Origin of the sequence: Exiguobacterium sp. s128, assembly GCF_018618815.1 — a bacterium.
GTDB classification, from domain to species: Bacteria; Bacillota; Bacilli; order Exiguobacteriales; family Exiguobacteriaceae; genus Exiguobacterium_A; species Exiguobacterium_A antarcticum.
The window spans coordinates 1-18,545 of the sequence record NZ_JACSMT010000001.1; the positions used below are offsets into that span (position 1 = coordinate 1).

An 18,545-nucleotide genomic window follows, 5' to 3' on the forward strand; every position below is an offset into this window, starting at 1 on the left:
TAAACGGCTTGAGTCCGCTGGAATTCAGGGCTCAAGCCGTTTAAAAGATTTTTATTATTTCGCCTGTCTACTTGACGGGGAGCAGTTCAGAAGACGGACTTTCGATTATTCGTATTGTCGATCAAGAAGCGGTTCGTTCTCGTTCTCGTTTGACCATCCACATCCGGAACCGATAGATTCCGAGAATGACGACCATCGCAAGCAAGACTTCAGGAATCGGCCATGTCCAAAAGACAAGTGTTAAGGCTGCAGAGAAGACAGCCAACAGCAGATAGACAATGAGTGATTTCCACCACGCTAACTCTTTCGCAAAACCTAATTTAAAAACGATTAACGTCAAGATGACGACCGTAATCATCAGCGCATTAAAACCAGCACTTAGATTATTCGGGTCACTTCCTACGCCGACTAACTTCGCGACGGCAGGAATATCATATTTCGAGAAATCAGACGCAACGGCAGGTTGTGCAGTCATTGCCAGTCCCCCTTACGTGTTAAGAGCTCAGTCTTTACCAAGACGACGACGCTTGTCTTGCTTTTCACGTTCGTTCTTGTTCAAGACTTGCTTACGAAGACGAACAGATTGTGGTGTAATCTCACAATACTCATCTTCATTCAAGAATGTTAATGATTCTTCAAGTGAGAAGACACGTGGACGTTTAAGAACGTTTGTTGTATCTTTCGCAGATGCACGCATGTTCGTCAACTGTTTGGCTTTAACGACGTTAACGGCGAGATCGACGTCACGGTTACATTCCCCGATGATCATTCCTTCGTATACTTCAAGGCCTGGCTCGATGAAGATCGTTCCGCGGTCTTCGAGTGCAGAGATCGCGTACGCAGTCGCTTTACCAGCTTCGATTGAAACCATAACACCGCTACGACGTCCACCGATATCCGCGTTAATGAACGGACGGTATTCTTCGAATGTGTGGTTCATGATTCCGTATCCGCGTGTTGCAGACAAGAATTCGTTCCGGTATCCAATCAATCCACGTGAAGGGACGATGAATTCCATTTTTGTTTGTCCGTTATCCATTGTTTGCATGTTCGTCAGTTCACCTTTACGGAGACCGATCGATTCCATGACACCACCTGTATACTCTTCAGGTGTATCAATGACAACGCGCTCGAACGGCTCAACTTTTACGCCGTCTTCAACCTTGATGATTACCTGCGGTTTAGATACTTGAATTTCGTATCCTTCACGGCGCATGTTTTCAATCAAGATACCGAGGTGAAGCTCACCACGGCCAGATACGATCCAGCGGTCTGGTGAATCTGTGTTTTCGATCCGAAGCGAAACGTCTGTTTCAAGCTCTTTTTCAAGACGCTCTTCGATTTTACGCGAAGTGACGAGGTCACCTTCACGACCAGCGAATGGCGAGTTGTTGACGATGAACGTCATTTGAAGAGTCGGCTCATCAATACGAAGCAATGGGAGTGGATCGACGTGTGAAGTCGGGCAAACCGTTTCACCAACGTTGATGTCTTCCATCCCTGCGATCGCGATCAAATCTCCAGCTTTCGCTGCTTCGATTTCGACACGTTTTAGACCGAAGTAACCAAATAGTTTCGTTACACGGAAGTTTTTGATTGATCCATCAAGTTTAGAAAGCGAAACGCTATCTCCAACTTTGATTTCTCCACGGAAGACACGTCCCACTCCGATACGACCAAGGTAGTTATCGTAGTCAAGCATCGTAACTTGGAATTGTAATGGATCCATGCTGTTATCAACAGGAGCCGGAGTATGTTCAAGGATCAAGTCAAGAACGTTTGTAATTGTATCTTCTTGGTTTTCAAGTTCAGGGTCAAATGAACTTGAGCCGTTAACTGCCGATGCATAAACGACTGGGAATTCGAGTTGATCTTCGTCTGCACCAAGATCAATCAAAAGATCGACAACTTCGTCAACAACTTCGAGTGGGCGAACCATCGGCTTGTCAATTTTGTTGACGACGACGATTGGTTGTAACCCTTGCTCGAGTGCTTTTTTCAAGACGAAACGTGTTTGTGGCATACAGCCTTCACGTGCGTCAACGACGAGGATAACGCCATCCACCATACGCATGATCCGTTCCACTTCACCACCGAAATCGGCGTGACCTGGTGTATCAACGATGTTGATGCGTGTATTCTTGTAATCAATTGCTGTGTTTTTAGCAAGGATCGTGATTCCGCGCTCACGCTCGATATCATTTGAGTCCATTGCGCGTTCTTCGACTAGTTCATTCGCACGGAATGTTCCAGATTGTTTTAAAAGCTCATCGACGAGTGTCGTTTTACCATGGTCAACGTGGGCGATGATCGCGACGTTGCGTAAATCGTTTCTTACTACTGTTGTCATAGGTGTGTACCTCTTTCTGTTCATTTAAATAATCCACTAATACTTTCGGTCAACTTTATGAGTATAGCACAGGTTGACCAGTAGTTGGCAATCACTTCGATTTAAGCTGACAGCGAAAGCCTTTTCATTGTCTACGATTCACGCTAAACTAAAGATGTACTCATGTAAATCGAGGGGGAAACGACAGATGCGGATTCTTTTTCTACTATTAGCCATCATCGCAGTTGGTTCGATGGCTGCAATCGGTATTTTTATCGCAGAACAAAATGTAGTCATGATTTTCGTCTCATTCCTTTTGACGATCGGTACGATGGGGCTTGGTTTCGTCTTAAAAGCCCGTCTCCGGAAACAAGCTTAAAACGTCCTCCTGGGGCGTTTTATTTTTGAACATACGTCAACACGTCGGAAACAAACACGTGACTTCCTGCAAGAACACTTGTCTGTTCAAGAAATGTCATCGCGTCCCCCTCGATCGTTCCAACACGTCCACCTAATTCTTCGATCAGCACTTGACCACCTGCATAATCCCACGGCATGTTCCGCATCGTAATATAGCCATCTACCCGACCGGCAGCAATCCACGCCAATTCAAGAGAAGCTGCGCCAACCGCCCGCGTCCCGACTGCATCCCGAACGAGTGGGGCAAGCAATGCCGGATCAATCCGACGATTCGCCGTCACCCATGTCGCATTCATACAGACAATCGCTTCTTTGACCGGCCGCTCGACAAGAGGAGCAAGACGGATCCCATTTTCATAGGCCCCTTGCCCTTTGATGGCGTGAAACATCTCATCTGCCATCACATCATAGACAAATCCATACCGTAACTCACCCTCCACCATGATGGCGATTGAAATCGCAAATAGACGTTTTTGACGAATGAAGTTCATCGTCCCGTCAATCGGATCAACAAACCAAATCGTTCCGTCCAATGTCTCCGGACGTGCTATTCGCCCTTCTTCGCCATAAATGAGATGATCCGGATATTTATCTAGGATGCCCTTGATCAATAGATCTTCGACATGTTGATCAATTTCCGTGACAAGATCACTTTTATTCGTTTTTTCTTCTATATGATACGCCTGATCCATTTTTTGGCGGATATACTTACCTGCCCGTTTCATTAGATCGATTGCATGTAACTCAATCCCTTGCATCTATCTCACCCCTTCAGTCTGTTCAAGATCGTTCTACTGTAATAGTAACAAAAAAAATCAACCAACGAAAAGTTTCGCTGGTTGATCATGGCATTATTTTATTTTAGGTTATTTTATTTTTAATAGGGACAACCTTGTTTATGCTTCAAGACGCACCATCTCTTGACGATATTTCTCAAGGCGTTCCTTACTCGCACCCATTGCTTCCATATCACTCGCTACGATCGCATCGTGCAACGTCGCAAGTTCATAATCGATTTCAAGGCGCAATACAGGAATGCGTTTTTCTGCATCTTTTCTTTTGTATGCTTCTATTACTTGTTTCACAGTAACCACACTCCTTCGCGGGATAAAAAACTGACTCAGTTATCAGACAATTGCGACTAATTAGTGGATTGAATCCATAATAGTACGATTTAACTTAGATGTAAAGGATCTATTTTTAATTTTTACAGTTGTACGATATCGTCTTGTATGTAGTATATAACCAGTTTTTGTTTTTTCTAAACAAGAAAGCAGCTCTTTCCCCTAGAAACCCAGGAGGAAAAGCCGCTCTCAAAAATTAGTTTGAAGTTCTCACTATTTTTTTAGATCTACACTTCTTATTTTTTCAAACGTAAGAGGGACTGTTCTTGTTTTCTAGCTTGTTGTACGGCCCGATAACTTGAACATCCGGTCTCTTCGAAATAAAACTGGTCCAATTGTTTTTCTTCTGATTTTGAATTGACAATCGTTTTAAAAGCTTGATAAGCATTTAAAAAAACACCGCGGTCGACCCCTTTTTCGTAGACCTCTTCTACGACATTAAAAAAATGAATGACTGTAACGATTTCTTCTGTCGACCAGTCCGAATTAATCGGATAATTGACTGCCATTATGACACTTCCTTTCTTGACGCTTCCTATTTTACAACGAAATCGAAGATAAAACAGTTGCAACCTCATGAAAACTTGTTATAGTTAGCTTGTTTGATTGTATTTTTATTCGGTTTTAAGGGGGGAAATCTGGTGCAAACAAAAAGCTTAACACAGCTCGATACACCTTTATTCGATGCGTTACTTGCGCATGCGAAACGTCAACCAATTCAATTTCATATTCCTGGTCATAAAAATGGTCAAGGAATGGATCCTGCTTTTCGATCATTCATCGGTCAGAACGCGCTCGATATCGATTTGATCAATATCGCTCCGCTCGATGATCTCCATCATCCAAAAGGAATCATCAAAGATGCCCATCGTCTTGCGGCCCAAGCCTTTCATGCAGACGAAACATTTTTCTCTGTTCAAGGAACCTCAACAGCAATCATGGCAATGATCATGAGTGTCGTTGGTCCCGACGACAAAATCCTTGTTCCTCGAAATGTGCATAAATCGGTCATGTCGGCTATCGTTCTTTCTGGAGCGCACCCGATTTTCATTCACCCTGAGTTTGATGAAATGTTTGGTATCGCGCATGGCATTACGCCAAGTGCGGTCGAACGTGCACTCAGCCTCCACCCAGATACAAAAGCTGTCCTCGTCATCAACCCGACATATTTCGGCGTTGCAGGTGACCTAGAAAGTATCGTCTCCCTTGCTCATAGCAAAGGGATACCGGTGCTTGTCGACGAAGCCCACGGCGTTCATATCGCATTCCATGATGATATGCCGTTATCTGCGATGCAAGCAGGTGCTGATCTTGCAGCAACGAGTGTTCATAAATTAGGTGGGTCTTTGACAGGGAGCTCCGTCTTGAACGTCCGACGTGGTCTTGTCTCGCCAGACAAAGTCCAAGCCGTCCTCTCGATGCTGACGACGACTTCCACTTCTTATTTGTTATTAGCATCACTCGACTGTGCCCGTCGTCACCTCGCGATCAACGGTGAGGCGATGAACCGTCGTGCACTTGAACTTGCTACCCGGATGCGGATGGGCTTAGCGAAACTCCCTTACCTTGCTGTTTTTGGGGAGTCCGATTTGCATTCGAGTGCAACGTTCGCCTTTGATCCAACAAAAGTGTTGATTTCCGTCAAAGGACTTGGTATTTCCGGCCATCTCGTCGAAGAGTTTTTACGCGACGAACACCGCATCGAAGTGGAACTATCTGATTTGAACAATATTTTACTGATCATCACGTCTGGTGACTCAGAAGAAACGATTGACGCTTTGCTGACAGGAATGGCTGAACTGGTAGAGCGTCATCGTGATACAGGATCAAAAACCATTTCTCATTCCATCGTCTTACCAGACATCCCTGCACTTGCGCTCAGTCCACGCGATGCTTTTTATGAGGAGACGGAAACAATTCCGCTCGCAGACGCCGTCGGTCGGATTTCGGCAGAATTCATGATGGTGTATCCACCCGGAATCCCGATTTTTATTCCAGGTGAAATGATTACGACGGACAATCTAGCGTATATCAAAGAAAACATTGAAGCTGGTCTGCCTGTACAAGGATTAGAAGATCATACGCTTGAGACGATCAAAGTCATTCAACAATCCAATGCCATTCGGTAATCAGAACTACCGTAAAAACCCCGCAAGTGCGTATGCACTGCGTGATTTTTTAATCAGCCTGTTCATAACTTGGGACATAGGGCAAAAGGGTCGCTAAAAAGTCACCGACAACACTTGTATCGATTGGGTCGACATCGAGTAAGCGATGCAACGCCTCGTCATCCAGGACATCTTCGTGATCCAGTAAAGCCGCTCGTCCACTACTCAAGCTGACGACTAACATCTTACCGAAAAACTGACCCGTAAAGACAACGCCAAAATCATACCGCGCATGTTCCGTCGTCACGCCGATGAATCGAACTTTATCGATTTCTGAGACATGATACAGTTCTTCTAATGGTGACAATTGAGGTTCCATCGTGTCCCATCCTTTCTTTTTTATTCTTTTCCTGCTTTTACAGCAATCTAAACGATTCGACAAAAAAACCCTTAAGCGGTCGGCTCTCCGCTTAAGGGTTTTCAACTTATTTAATGATGTGGATTGGGCTTCCGATAGCCACTTCAGCTGTTTCCATTGCGATTTCACCGAGTGAAGGGTGCGCATGGATTGTCAAAGCGATATCTTCCGCAGTCATTCCAGATTCGATTGCGAGTCCCATCTCAGCGATCATGTCAGATGCACCTGTACCAGCGATTTGAGCACCAATCAAGAGATTGTCAGACTTACGCGTGATCATTTTCAAGAAGCCATCTGGCTCGTTGAGCGCAAGCGCACGACCATTCGCAGCATATGGGAATTTAGAAGCGAGGTAATCAAGACCTTCTTCTTTTGCTTGTGCTTCTGTATAACCAACTGTTGCAAGTTCTGGATCCGTGAAGACAACAGCAGGAATTGCGCTGTAATCAAGGTAAGCCGGATGTCCAGCAGCAGCTTCTGCAGCAATTTTAGCTTCGAATGAAGCTTTGTGCGCAAGTGGTGGTCCAGGAACGATGTCACCGATTGCATAGATGTTTTCGTTCGACGTACGGCATTGATCGTCGATTTCAACAAGTCCACGTTCGCTGACTTTAACTTCTGCCATTTCAAGACCAAGATCAGATGTGTTCGGGCGACGACCAACTGTGACGAGGACGTAATCCGCTTCAACAGTTTGTGTTTCACCTTTGACTTCAAACGTGACTTTCACGCCTTCTTCTGTCTCTTCGACACTTTGTGCAAGTGCTTCGTTGTGAATCGTGATGTTTCCTTTTTGTTTGAGCTTTTTCTTGACGACTTGTGTCATTGCCGGCTCAAAACCAGAAAGGATATCTTTTGTACCTTCTAAGATGACAACTTCCGTGTCGAAGTTAGCATACGCTGTACCAAGTTCCATTCCGATGTATCCGCCACCGATGACGATGAGTTTTTTCGGAAGTTCAGGAAGGTTCAATGCGCCTGTTGAAGAAAGGACACGTTTTGACCATTTGAACGCTGGAAGTTCGATTGGCGTCGAACCTGTTGCGATGATACATTTTTTGAATTTGTAAGGTGTTGAAGAATCTTCGTTGATGATACGGACTGTATCTTCAGATTGGAAGTACGCTTCCCCTACGACTGTCTCAACATTGTTACCTTTAAGAAGGCCACCAACGCCACCAGTTAATTTGTTAACAACGGACTGTTTCCAAGATTGAACTTTAGAGAAATCGACTGCAACGTTCTCAGACGTGATTCCCATTGAATCCGAACCTTTTGCATGTTGGAAGTTATGTCCTGCTGTAATCAATGCTTTTGACGGGATACAACCGACGTTCAAACACACACCACCGACGTTTTCACGTTCGACGACTGTTACTTTAAGTCCAAGTTGCGCACCGCGGATTGCAGCGACGTAACCACCAGGGCCAGCCCCGATTACGAGTAAATCTGTTTCTTGTGCGAATTCACCTACTACCATTGCTTATCCCTCCATAATGAGAAGTTGTGGGTCGTTCAACAAACGTTTAACCAAGTTAAGCGCGTTTTGTGCTGTAGCACCATCAATGAGACGGTGGTCAAAGCTGAATGACAATGCGAGTACTGGTGCTGCAACGATTTCACCGTTTTTAACAACCGCTTTTTCAGCGATACGGCCAATACCGAGGATAGCTACTTCTGGGTGGTTGATGACAGGTGTGAACCATTGTCCACCAGCAGAACCGATGTTAGTGATCGTGATTGATCCACCTTTCATCTCTTCACCAGACAATTTACCTTCGCGTGCTTTACCAGCAAGATCATTGATGTTGTCTGCTAATGCGAAGATCGATTTACGATCTGCATCTTTGACGACAGGAACAACAAGACCATTGTCTGTATCTGCTGCGATACCGATGTTGAAGTAGTTTTTGTAAACGACTTCTTCGTTCACGTCATCGATTGATGCATTGATCGCAGGGTATTTTTTAGCTGCTGCTGTCAACGCTTTGACGACGAACGGAAGGTAAGTCAATTTCGTACCTTGTGCTGCCGCAACTTCTTTGAAGTTTTTACGGAGAGCCACAAGATTCGTCACGTCTACTTCATCCATCAACGTTACGTGTGGTGCTGTGTGTTTCGAGTTAACCATTGCTTTTGAAATCGCTTTACGGATTCCTTTGATCTTCTCACGCGTTTCGAGCTCGGGTTGAGCTGCGACATACGGTTTCACTTCAGATTTAGCAGCTGAAGCTTGTGCAGCTGGTGCTTTTTCTTCTGCTGCTGGTGCAGTTGAAGATTGTCCACCGTTTGCGAATGCATCGATGTCTTCTTTGACGACACGACCGTTGTCACCAGAACCTTGAACTTCGCGGATGTCGACACCTTTTTCACGTGCGTACTTACGTACTGATGGCATCGCGATGACGCGTTCTGATTTATGGATTTGGACTTCTGTTGGTTTGTCTTCGACTTTTTTGTCTGTGTCTTGGACATCTTTCGCATTATCTGCCGCTTTAGGCTGCTCGACCGCTTCTTCAGAAGGAGCAGAACCTTCGCCTTCAACTTCGAACGTGATCAACACGTCGCCAACAATGGCAACAACACCTTCGTCTACTTTTACTTCTTTGACAGTACCGTCAACTGGTGACGGGATTTCAACGACAGCTTTATCGTTTTGGACTTCTAGAAGGATATCATCTTCTTTGATTGTGTCGCCTGCTTTAACGAACCACTTTACGATTTCACCTTCATGAATACCCTCACCGATATCTGGTAATTTGAATTCAAATAAACCCATTTGAATTAGCCTCCTTTTATTTCACTCTTCAAAGTCGATTGTTATCTTTAAAACGGAAGCAAGGAGAGAATTGCCTCTCTCCTTTCTCCGATATACGCTTAGAAATTGTAAACTGTTTTCACTTTTTCAACGATATCTTTGTGGTCTGGGAGCCATGCATCTTCACCTTGTGCAAACGGGAAGATCGTGTCAGGAGCCGTCACACGAAGGATTGGTGCTTCAAGATCAAGGATTGCGCGCTCTTGAATTTCAGTTGCGACCATTGCAGCCACACCTGCTTGTTTTTGTGCTTCTTGAACGACGACAACACGGTTCGTTTTCTTGACTGACGCAACGATTGTGTCGATGTCGATCGGGCTGATTGTCATCAAGTCGATGATTTCAACGCTGATGTTCTCTTTTTCGAGTTCTTCAGCTGCTTTAAGTGACGCGTGAACCATTGCACCGTACGTCACGATTGTAACATCCGTACCTTCACGTTTGATGTCAGCTTTTCCGAGTTCGATCGTGTAATCGCCCTCTGGTACCTCGCCGCGGAATGAACGGTATAGTTTCATGTGCTCAAGGAAAACAACTGGGTCGTTATCACGGATGGAAGCAATCAAAAGACCTTTTGCATCATATGGAGTTGAAGGGATGACGACTTTAAGTCCTGGTGACTGAGCCATTAATCCTTCCAAGTTATCTGCATGAAGCTCAGGTGTCTTAACGCCACCACCGAATGGTGAACGGATTGTGACAGGTGCATTGTACGTGCCGCCTGAACGGTAACGTAAACGTGCGAGTTGTGCCGCTACAGAATCAAATACTTCGAATACGAAACCAAAGAATTGGATTTCCATGATTGGACGGAAACCAGTTAAGCTGAATCCGACTGCAAGACCACCAATACCAGATTCGGCAAGTGGTGTATCGAAGACACGGTCTTCGCCTAATTCGTCTTGAAGACCTTCTGTCGCACGGAATACCCCACCGTTTTTACCGACGTCTTCACCGAACAAGAGAACTTGCTCGTCGCGTTTCATCTCGACGCGCATTGCGTCAGTGATCGCTTGGATCATCGTCATTTGTGCCATGGGTTATTTCGACTCCTTTGCTGTATACTCATCAAGCTGCTCTTGCAGGTTTTGTGGTAACTTTTCAGCCATCACGTTGATGAAGTCTGTTACTTTTTGTTTTGGTTCTTTATCTGCTTGAGCAAGCGCTTCTTTTACGTCCGCTTTCGCTTGTTCGATCACTTCGTTTTCTTTGTCTTCGTTCCAAAGACCTTTTGTTTCCATGAAGGCACGGAAACGAACGAGTGGATCTTGTGCTTGGTACTCATCGTCCATATCTTTTGTACGGTAACGTGTTGGATCATCACCAGCAAGTGTATGTGGTCCGTAACGATATGTTAGTGTTTCGATCAATGTCGGTACACCGTTCAGTGCTTCGACGCGTGCTTGTTTTGTTGCTGCGTAAACCGCAAGAACGTCCATACCGTCAACTTGGATTCCGTTGATACCGGCTGCAACAGCTTTTTGCGCGATTGTTTTCGCCATCGATTGTTTTTCAACCGGTGTCGAAATCGCAAAACGGTTGTTTTGGACAACGAAGATTGCAGGTGCTTTAAACGCTCCAGCAAAGTTCATACCTTCGTAGAAATCACCTTGTGACGCTCCGCCATCACCTGTGTATGTGATCGCAACTTGTTTTTTGCCACTTTTCTTAAGACCGAGCGCAACACCAGCAGCCTGCACGATTTGTGCACCGATGATGATTTGCGGCATTAAGACGTTGACACCTTCAGGAATCTTACCACCTGTAATGTGTCCACGAGAGAACAAGAACGCTTTATAAAGTGGGAAACCATGGAAGACCATCTGTGGAATATCACGGTATCCAGGAAGAATCCAATCATCTTTATCTAATGCAAATTGTGTACCGATCATTGAAGCTTCTTGTCCTGCGACTGGCGCATAAAAACCAAGACGTCCTTGACGGTTGAGTGAGATTGCACGTTGGTCCCAAATACGTGTGTAGACGAGACGACGCATTAATTCCGTAAGTTCTTCATCTGAAAGATCTGGCATCGCGTCTTTGTTGACGACTTCACCTTTCTCATCCAGAATGCGGAATGTTTCAAAGTTTTCTTCCACGTTTTTAAACATGTTTAAGTTCATCTTTTCACCTCATCCTTTCACTGTGCTCAGCGAAATATTCCTCTGACTGACTTGCTCACATACGAATAGTGTTCAAAAAATGAAGTCCCGTATGACCTTTTCTTGAACATATATCTGTGTACCTATCCAGTTGAGTAAACTGTATTAACATGACGAGACATGAATGCATGTCTTGTTCATTACGTTACAAGTATAAAACTCTAACACCTATAAAATCAAAGGAAATGTTTTATTTTTTTTAGCAAACCCTCTTGTGAAATCAATCACATTATAAGAACGTTGTCACTTCTGTACTATTCAACTATCTACCCCTGTGTTAGTTATTAATATTCCTCCTTTGTTATGCTATAATTTTTTTAGATGAAAGGGGGGCTGTTCATGATTACCATGAATGAGATCGTTCGAGAAGATGTACCTTCACTTCACGAACGATCGGTCGATGTTACCTTCCCACTCAGTGAGGAAGATAAAGAAACGATGCGTCTCATGATGGAGTATTTATCCAACAGTCAAGACGATGAGTTAGCAGAAAAATATGATTTGCGTAGCGGGATCGGATTAGCTGCACCTCAAATCGGGGTCAATAAACGGATGTTCGCGGTTCGCCTACAGGATGGAGAGGACTTACTCGAGTTCGGAATCTATAATCCTAAAATCATCAGCCACTCCGTGGAACAAACGTATTTAGCCGGCGGTGAAGGATGTTTATCCGTTGACCGTGAAGTGGAAGGTCACGTGCCACGCTATATGCGTATTACCCTGTCTGGCATCGATCATAACGGAAATCCCATAAAATTAAGATTAAAGGGATTAAAAGCCGTGGTTTGCCAACATGAATACGATCACTTAGATGGAGTCATGTTTTATGACCGCATCGATGCAAAAGAACCATTTAAGGACTACGGATCACCGCTCTAAGCGGGGTTCCCCCTCAAAAAAAGACATTCCCACGATGTGGAAATGTCTTTTTTGATTTATACTTCCATGATGATCGGCATGACCATCGGATGACGTTGTGTTTTTTCTGTCAAATAAGGTGTCAACGTGTCGTTGATGACTTGCTTGATGTCCGTCCATTTTGTGTTACGATTCGCAAGCGACTGTTCAAGTGACCGTTTCAAGAGGCGTTCAGCATCTTTGATCAAGTTTCCTGATTCGCGCATATAGACGAATCCGCGTGAGATGATATCCGGTCCGGAAACGAGACGATTGGTTTTCGAATCCAGTGTCACGACGACGACGACGAGTCCTTCTTCTGAAAGAATACGGCGGTCACGCAGGACGATATTCCCAATATCTCCAATTCCTTTTCCATCTACATAGACGGCATTTGCTTGGATTTTCCCAGTGATGGCTGCCGCATTGGCATCAAGCGCCAAGACTTCACCATTATCCATGACAAAACAATTTTCTTCCGGAACACCAGCGTCCATCGCAAGCGACATATGTTTCTTGAGCATCCGATACTCACCGTGGATCGGCATGAAGTATTTTGGTTGCAACAGACGAAGCATTAATAGCTGTTCTTGCTGGCTACCGTGACCCGACGTATGGATATCATTTAACTTCCCGTACATGACGTCTGCACCTGCTTTATAGAGCTGGTTAATCGTTTTACCGACTGAGACGACGTTCCCCGGAATCGGAGACGACGAGAAGATGACGAGATCATCCGGAATGATTGAAATTTGGCGGTGTGTCCCGTTTGCGATCCGACTAAGTGCTGCCATCGGTTCCCCTTGTGATCCGGTGCAAAGAATCGTTAATTCGTTTGACTTATACCGTTTCATTTCATTTGGTTCGATGATGGTGCCTTTTGGTGCTTTGATGAAATCAAGCTCCTGCCCAATCATCATGACTTTATCCATACTACGTCCGAAGACAACGATTTTTCGACCAGCTTCGACAGACGCATTGACAACTTGTTGCAGACGATAGATGTTTGAGGCAAAGGTCGCGAAGATGATGCGACCTTCTGCTTTACGGAAGATGTTTGAGATCGTATCCCCGACCACGCGCTCACTCATTGTAAAGCCTTCAATCTCTGCATTCGTTGAATCAGATAACAGACAGAGGACACCCTCCTTGCCGAGTTCCGCCATCTTCGTTAAGTCAGCAGGTTCTCCGACAGGTGTGAAATCAAACTTAAAGTCACCGGTATGGACGATATTTCCTTGTGGCGTCTTGACGACGACTCCAAACGAGTTTGGAATCGAGTGTGTCGTCCGGAAAAACGAGATACTCGTTTTGCGGAACTTGATGATTGAATCTTCATCGATCTCATGAAGTTCAGTCGTCCGTAACAAGCCATGTTCTTCAAGCTTCACTTTAATGAGACCAAGCGCAATCTTTCCTGCATAAATCGGTAGATTGACTTGCTTGAGTAAAAACGGCAGACCGCCGATATGGTCTTCGTGACCGTGGGTGATGAAGACACCTTTTACTTTCTCTTTGTTTTTGATCAAGTACGTATAATCCGGGATGACATAATCAATCCCAAGCAATTCATCTTCCGGGAACATGACACCAGCATCAATGACGATGATTTCGTCCTGGAATTGAACGACGTATGTGTTTTTCCCGATTTCTCCTAAACCGCCGAGTGCGAATACGGCTGCTTGATGGTTTTTAACGAACTTCATGCGAACGTTTCAACCTTGTAATCCGGACTCAGTTGTTCATACTCGAGGAATTCTCCACTTACTTCACGGATGAATTCAACATTGATGTCTTTGATGAGATGATCAATCGCTGTTCGCACTTCACGAATGTTCTCTCCTTCAACGTACATTACTTCTGTCCGTTCCCGTACCGGGGCTTCCGAACGAAGCGGTTGATAAAATACTTTAAAAATCATGTTTAGCAACTCCTTATCAGTCCATTGTTTTTTGTCCTTAGATTAGTATACACGATATCCTACTATTTTTTCATCCTATTCCTAATCCAAGGTCTGCGTAAACGTCAACGCTATGCTATAATTCCACATGTATCCGGCTGAACAGCCAATTAAAAAGAGAAGGTGAAACCATGGCAAATCAGAAAGTCGTCTTTTTCGATATCGATGGAACCTTACTTCACGATGGTCATTTCGTTCCCGAGTCGACCAAACTAGCAATCAAACAATTACAAGAAAATGGCGTGTATGTCGCCATCGCGACAGGACGTGGTCCCGCAATGTTGTCAGGTGTACGTGAACTACTTAACATCGACACGATCATTGGTTATAACGGACAAATCGTTGTCCATCAAAATGAAATCATCTATAAACGGCCCCAACCGACTGCAGATCTTGAACACTTGACGGCTCGAGCACATAAAAATGGACATACGCTTGTCTATCTAGGGGAAAATCAAGGATTCTCAACGAAACCTTCTGACCAGTTGGTCCAAGAATCATTAGGAAAACTCGATATTCCCTTACCCGCTTTTCATGAACAGGCATTTTTGACGCATGACGTCTTTCAAACGCTCGTCTACTGTACAGCAGAAGAAGAAGCTGAATACGTCCAAAACTATCAAGCATTCGACTTCATTCGTTGGCATCCTCACGCAATGGATGTCATCAATGTCGGTTCGTCAAAAGCAGATGGTATCAAACAATTCTTGAAACTGACGAACATACGACGTGAAGATACGTTTGCGTTTGGCGACGCCTTAAACGATTTAGAGATGTTACGCTACGTCGGAACAGGTATCGCGATGGGCAATGGGCTTGCTGAAACAAAAGCGGCAGCTGATTTTGTCACCAAACACATACTAGAAGATGGCATCGCCCATGGATTAAAAGAGTTTCAATTGATTTGAATCACGACTAAAAAGGCCGAGGAACAGCTCCTCAGCCTTTTTTTGTTTTCAATTTTTCACTTTGTGAATGGCGCGTTCTAATCGATCCAAGTCATCATTCTCACCGATGACGACAAGATAATCACCTTTTTCGATCAGTTCGTCTGCCTGAAGCGAAATCATGACATTTTCACCACGTTTGATCGCCACGACGTTTGCACCATACTTACTTCGTAGATCCAGATCAATCAACGTTTGATTCGCCATCCGGTCACTGACTTTAATCTCAACGATGGAGAACTCTTGTGAGAGATCAAGGTAGTCCAAAATATTCGAACTCATCAATCCGTTTGCAATCCGGACTCCCATATCGCGCTCCGGATGGACGATGAAGTCCGCTCCGATTTTTCGTAGAACCTTTTCATGGTAATCATTCGTCGCCTTGACGGTAATCGATTGTACGCCAAGTTCTTTTAAAATCAACGTCGTCAAAATCGACGCTTGGATGTTTTCACCAATCGCAACGATGACATGGTCAAAATTTCGAATCCCAAGACTCTTCAAGACATTCTCATCGGTCGTATCAGCAATGACCGAATGCGTGGCAATTCCCATGTATTCGTTGACACGTTCCTCATCTGAATCAATCGCTAACACATCATATCCATTCTTCGATAATTCCCGGACAATCGATCCCCCAAACCGTCCTAAACCGATTACTGCAAACTCTCCATTCATGGTCAGCTCTCCTTCACAATTCTGCTTCAGTAGTAGTGTAACTGATTCACTTCTAAAATACTACGAACGTATTGACGATGGGGTTTCCATTCATACGGGATGGCGAAATCCACGTCAGGATCAACAAAAAAACGCGTAATCCACTGAAAGGATTACACGTCCGTATGATGCGATTTGTTGGATACGTCACTTGGCTTTTTTTCCACTGACATAGTCGTTATCAAATAAGAATAAGCGAAGAATCAAGTACAAGGCTGGAATCAATAAGAGGAGTCCAAAGATGAAGACGACAACAAGTGCCGTCGCCATCGTTTCGTTTACGACAGCTTTATTGATATCGATATACGGATAGAGGATATACGGCAGATGCGTATAACCATATCCGAACCAGGCAACTCCGTACTGTGCCATGACGGCGATAAAGGCAATACCATAATTTTTTTTCAAATAAACAAGTGTGACGGCAACACAGAAGAATAAGAAGCTTGCCGCGAACCACCACCAGTTACCATTTAAGATGTTTTCATAATGCCAGGCCGCTTGATTTTTTAAACCGAAGAAGACTAACGCACAGACGACGATGGTTGGAATACTCCAAAACAATGCCCATTTCCGAATGAGCGGTGTGGCATTCTCATCCTTCGCCTTGTCCGCATAAAACAAGAGGAACATGGCACTGATGTAAAGGACGGAGACAATCGCAAGTGCGACGACCGTCCAGGAATAAAAGTTCGTGAACAGTTTCGTTCCGAGGAACTCGACCGTTTCGTTTGTCTTACGAATAAAACCACCTTGACTGATCGTCAGCGTCGTTGACATCGCAGCCGGAATCAACAGTCCGGTTGCTCCGTATAAGAACGTATAGAACATGCTGTCATTTGAGCCATAGTTCGCAAAGGCATAAAAACTACCGCGAATAGCGATCAAGACTAAGACGATTGATGCTGGAACAAGTAAAGCTGTTCCATAATAATACGCCGTATCCGGGAAAAACCCGACGAGTCCGACAAAGAAGAAGACGAAAAAGACGTTCGTCACTTCCCAGACTGGCGAAAGGTAACGTAAAATCAAACGGTTCGTCAGATGATCCCGTTTCGTATATTTTGAATAGAACGCATAAAAACCGGCACCGAAGTCAATTGAGGCAACGATGAGATATCCATAAAGGAACGTCCAAAGTACGGTTATTCCAAGTGTTTGAATGTCCAACTCGTTCCCTCCTTATTTATTGTCGTCTGCAAACATCGCTTCACCACGTGTATGATGGTCATCCGCGAGTTCTTTGCCGACAGGATTATTTTTAAACATCCGGAGCAGGACGATCGTACAGATCGTTCCAAGCAACAGGTAAAGCAAACTGAATAAGATGAGCATTGGTCCGACGGCGGTTGACGTCGTCGCCGCATCGGCCGTTCTCATAATCCCATAGAGTGTCCATGGTTGGCGTCCGATTTCCGCATACATCCAACCGGCTTCGATCGAGACGATGGCGAGTGGTCCACCAATGAAAATACCACGTAATAACCACTTGTTATACGGATTCAATTTCTTAAGGCGGAACGCTAAGACGAACAAGGCTGAGATCGCCGCCAAATACATTCCGATTGATACCATGATATCAAAGAAATAATGGACAAACAGTGGAGCTTGATCTTCTTTTGCAAACTCATTTAATCCGATGACTTCCGTATCCGGTGCCCCACCTGCGAGAATCGATAACGCGTATGGAATCTTGACTGCACCTTTGATTTCATAACTTCCATCAGCTTGTTCATCTAAAATACCACCAAATATCAATTCGGCTTCGCTAGTCGTTTCAAAATGCCACTCCGCTGCTGCTAATTTTTCTGGTTGGTATTTCGCCAGGTATTTCCCTGAGAAATCACCTACGAGTGCTGTTGAGAAGGCAAAAATCAATCCAGCCATGACTGTTAAGCGAAGTGCTTTTTTATGATATGCCGTTTCAGCTGCAGACAACGTTTTTTTGCGTAGTAAATGGAACGCTGCAATCGCCGCTAAGATAAAGGCGACTGTCAAATAAGCGGAAACGATGACGTGCGTCGCTTTTGTTGGTGTCGCCGTATTGAACATCGCTTTTAATGGTTCGATTTGTGTCAATGTCCCATTGACGATTTTAAATCCTTCTGGTGAATTCATGAACGAGTTGACCGTCGTAATGAAAAATGCCGACAATGTCGCACCGATGACGACCGGAATCCCGATTAACCAGTGTAACCACGGGTTTTTGAATCGATCCCATGTATACAGATAAATCCCCAGGAAAATCGCTTCAAAGAAAAACGCGAACGTTTCCATGAATAATGGCAACGCAATCGTTTGACCGGCTACTTGCATCAAGGAAGGCCATAAAAGTGATAACTGCAATCCAATCGCGGTTCCTGTCACGACACCTACTGCTACCGTTACGATATAACCGCGCGTCCAGCGTCGAGCTAACAGAATATAATCTGGATCTTTTCGTTTAATTCCGATGTACTCGGCTGCGAGTACCATCAATGGAACCCCTACCCCAATCGTCGCAAAGATGATGTGGAATGCTAATGTGAGCCCTGTCAATAATCGACTGAGCATTACTGGATCATTGAACATGTGTATAGCCCCCTCTTTCTAAACGTACTTCTATATATTGTTTATATCCGTATCATAGAGAACATAATCATTTG

The 18,545-nt window shown here is 44.6% G+C and carries 19 protein-coding genes; 4 read left to right on the forward strand and 15 right to left on the reverse strand.

Annotated elements, in window-relative coordinates:
* Positions 1–121: 121 nt before the first annotated feature.
* Positions 122–475 carry a YlaH-like family protein gene (locus KNQ13_RS00005; RefSeq protein WP_014970802.1) on the reverse strand — a complete coding sequence of 118 codons (354 nt, stop codon included), beginning with the start codon at positions 473–475 and terminating at the stop codon, positions 122–124.
* Between the two features lie 27 nt (positions 476–502).
* Positions 503–2,350 carry a translational GTPase TypA gene (gene typA, locus KNQ13_RS00010; protein ID WP_014970803.1) on the reverse strand — a complete coding sequence of 616 codons (1,848 nt, stop codon included), beginning with the start codon at positions 2,348–2,350 and terminating at the stop codon, positions 503–505.
* A gap of 187 nt (positions 2,351–2,537) precedes the next feature.
* Here typA and KNQ13_RS00015 point away from each other — a divergent pair, with 187 nt between their 5' ends.
* A complete protein-coding gene (locus KNQ13_RS00015; RefSeq protein ID WP_160166512.1) occupies positions 2,538–2,708 on the forward strand; it encodes a DUF5325 family protein in 171 nt (56 codons plus the stop codon).
* 19 nt (positions 2,709–2,727) lie between these two features.
* Here KNQ13_RS00015 and KNQ13_RS00020 read toward each other — a convergent pair whose 3' ends face one another.
* The 3 genes from KNQ13_RS00020 to KNQ13_RS00030 all read right to left on the reverse strand — a co-directional run bounded on the left by KNQ13_RS00020 (position 2,728) and on the right by KNQ13_RS00030 (position 4,382).
* Positions 2,728–3,507: an inositol monophosphatase family protein gene (locus tag KNQ13_RS00020; protein WP_014970805.1), complete on the reverse strand. Its 780-nt coding sequence runs from the start codon at positions 3,505–3,507 to the stop codon at positions 2,728–2,730.
* Between the two features lie 138 nt (positions 3,508–3,645).
* Positions 3,646–3,834 (reverse strand): hypothetical protein, encoded by a 189-nt coding sequence (locus KNQ13_RS00025; RefSeq protein ID WP_014970806.1) that lies wholly within the window; start codon positions 3,832–3,834, stop codon positions 3,646–3,648.
* Positions 3,835–4,109: 275 nt separating this feature from the next.
* On the reverse strand, positions 4,110–4,382 hold the full coding sequence (locus KNQ13_RS00030) for a UPF0223 family protein (protein WP_026829914.1): 273 nt from the start codon (positions 4,380–4,382) through the stop codon (positions 4,110–4,112).
* A 132-nt stretch (positions 4,383–4,514) separates the two neighbouring features.
* On the opposite strand from KNQ13_RS00030, the gene KNQ13_RS00035 reads away from it, so the two are divergent.
* Complete coding sequence (locus KNQ13_RS00035; RefSeq protein ID WP_014970808.1) at positions 4,515–6,002, forward strand: aminotransferase class I/II-fold pyridoxal phosphate-dependent enzyme; 1,488 nt, start codon at positions 4,515–4,517, stop codon at positions 6,000–6,002.
* Positions 6,003–6,051: 49 nt separating this feature from the next.
* Here KNQ13_RS00035 and KNQ13_RS00040 read toward each other — a convergent pair whose 3' ends face one another.
* The 5 genes from KNQ13_RS00040 to pdhA form a co-directional block, all read right to left on the reverse strand.
* Positions 6,052–6,360 (reverse strand): SAV0927 family protein, encoded by a 309-nt coding sequence (locus KNQ13_RS00040; RefSeq protein WP_014970809.1) that lies wholly within the window; start codon positions 6,358–6,360, stop codon positions 6,052–6,054.
* A gap of 106 nt (positions 6,361–6,466) precedes the next feature.
* Positions 6,467–7,879 carry a dihydrolipoyl dehydrogenase gene (gene lpdA / locus KNQ13_RS00045; RefSeq protein WP_014970810.1) on the reverse strand — a complete coding sequence of 471 codons (1,413 nt, stop codon included), beginning with the start codon at positions 7,877–7,879 and terminating at the stop codon, positions 6,467–6,469.
* A gap of 3 nt (positions 7,880–7,882) precedes the next feature.
* Complete coding sequence (locus KNQ13_RS00050) at positions 7,883–9,178, reverse strand: dihydrolipoamide acetyltransferase family protein (RefSeq protein WP_026829915.1); 1,296 nt, start codon at positions 9,176–9,178, stop codon at positions 7,883–7,885.
* Between the two features lie 98 nt (positions 9,179–9,276).
* The gene (locus tag KNQ13_RS00055; RefSeq protein WP_014970812.1) at positions 9,277–10,254 is read right to left on the reverse strand and encodes an alpha-ketoacid dehydrogenase subunit beta; all 978 of its coding nucleotides are present in this window, start codon (positions 10,252–10,254) and stop codon (positions 9,277–9,279) included.
* A gap of 3 nt (positions 10,255–10,257) precedes the next feature.
* Positions 10,258–11,340 (reverse strand): pyruvate dehydrogenase (acetyl-transferring) E1 component subunit alpha, encoded by a 1,083-nt coding sequence (gene pdhA, locus KNQ13_RS00060; RefSeq protein ID WP_014970813.1) that lies wholly within the window; start codon positions 11,338–11,340, stop codon positions 10,258–10,260.
* 378 nt (positions 11,341–11,718) lie between these two features.
* Here pdhA and def point away from each other — a divergent pair, with 378 nt between their 5' ends.
* Positions 11,719–12,258, forward strand: a complete 540-nt coding sequence (gene def / locus KNQ13_RS00065; protein ID WP_014970814.1) for a peptide deformylase — start codon at positions 11,719–11,721, stop codon at positions 12,256–12,258.
* A 56-nt stretch (positions 12,259–12,314) separates the two neighbouring features.
* Here the strand turns inward: def and rnjA are convergent, their stop codons facing one another.
* Positions 12,315–13,982 (reverse strand): ribonuclease J1, encoded by a 1,668-nt coding sequence (rnjA, locus tag KNQ13_RS00070; protein WP_014970815.1) that lies wholly within the window; start codon positions 13,980–13,982, stop codon positions 12,315–12,317.
* A complete protein-coding gene (locus tag KNQ13_RS00075) occupies positions 13,979–14,197 on the reverse strand; it encodes a DNA-dependent RNA polymerase subunit epsilon (protein ID WP_014970816.1) in 219 nt (72 codons plus the stop codon). Before KNQ13_RS00075 ends, rnjA begins: the two co-directional genes overlap by 4 nt.
* Before the next feature lie 170 nt (positions 14,198–14,367).
* Here KNQ13_RS00075 and KNQ13_RS00080 point away from each other — a divergent pair, with 170 nt between their 5' ends.
* Complete coding sequence (locus KNQ13_RS00080) at positions 14,368–15,144, forward strand: Cof-type HAD-IIB family hydrolase (protein WP_014970817.1); 777 nt, start codon at positions 14,368–14,370, stop codon at positions 15,142–15,144.
* A gap of 48 nt (positions 15,145–15,192) precedes the next feature.
* On the opposite strand, the gene KNQ13_RS00085 is transcribed toward KNQ13_RS00080, so the two are convergent.
* From KNQ13_RS00085 to KNQ13_RS00095, 3 genes are all read right to left on the reverse strand, one after another.
* Positions 15,193–15,861 carry a potassium channel family protein gene (locus tag KNQ13_RS00085; RefSeq protein WP_012370886.1) on the reverse strand — a complete coding sequence of 223 codons (669 nt, stop codon included), beginning with the start codon at positions 15,859–15,861 and terminating at the stop codon, positions 15,193–15,195.
* A gap of 186 nt (positions 15,862–16,047) precedes the next feature.
* Positions 16,048–17,070, reverse strand: coding sequence for a cytochrome d ubiquinol oxidase subunit II (locus KNQ13_RS00090; protein WP_014970818.1), 1,023 nt, complete (start codon positions 17,068–17,070; stop codon positions 16,048–16,050).
* A gap of 12 nt (positions 17,071–17,082) precedes the next feature.
* A complete protein-coding gene (locus tag KNQ13_RS00095) occupies positions 17,083–18,471 on the reverse strand; it encodes a cytochrome ubiquinol oxidase subunit I (protein ID WP_014970819.1) in 1,389 nt (462 codons plus the stop codon).
* Positions 18,472–18,545 lie beyond the last annotated feature (74 nt).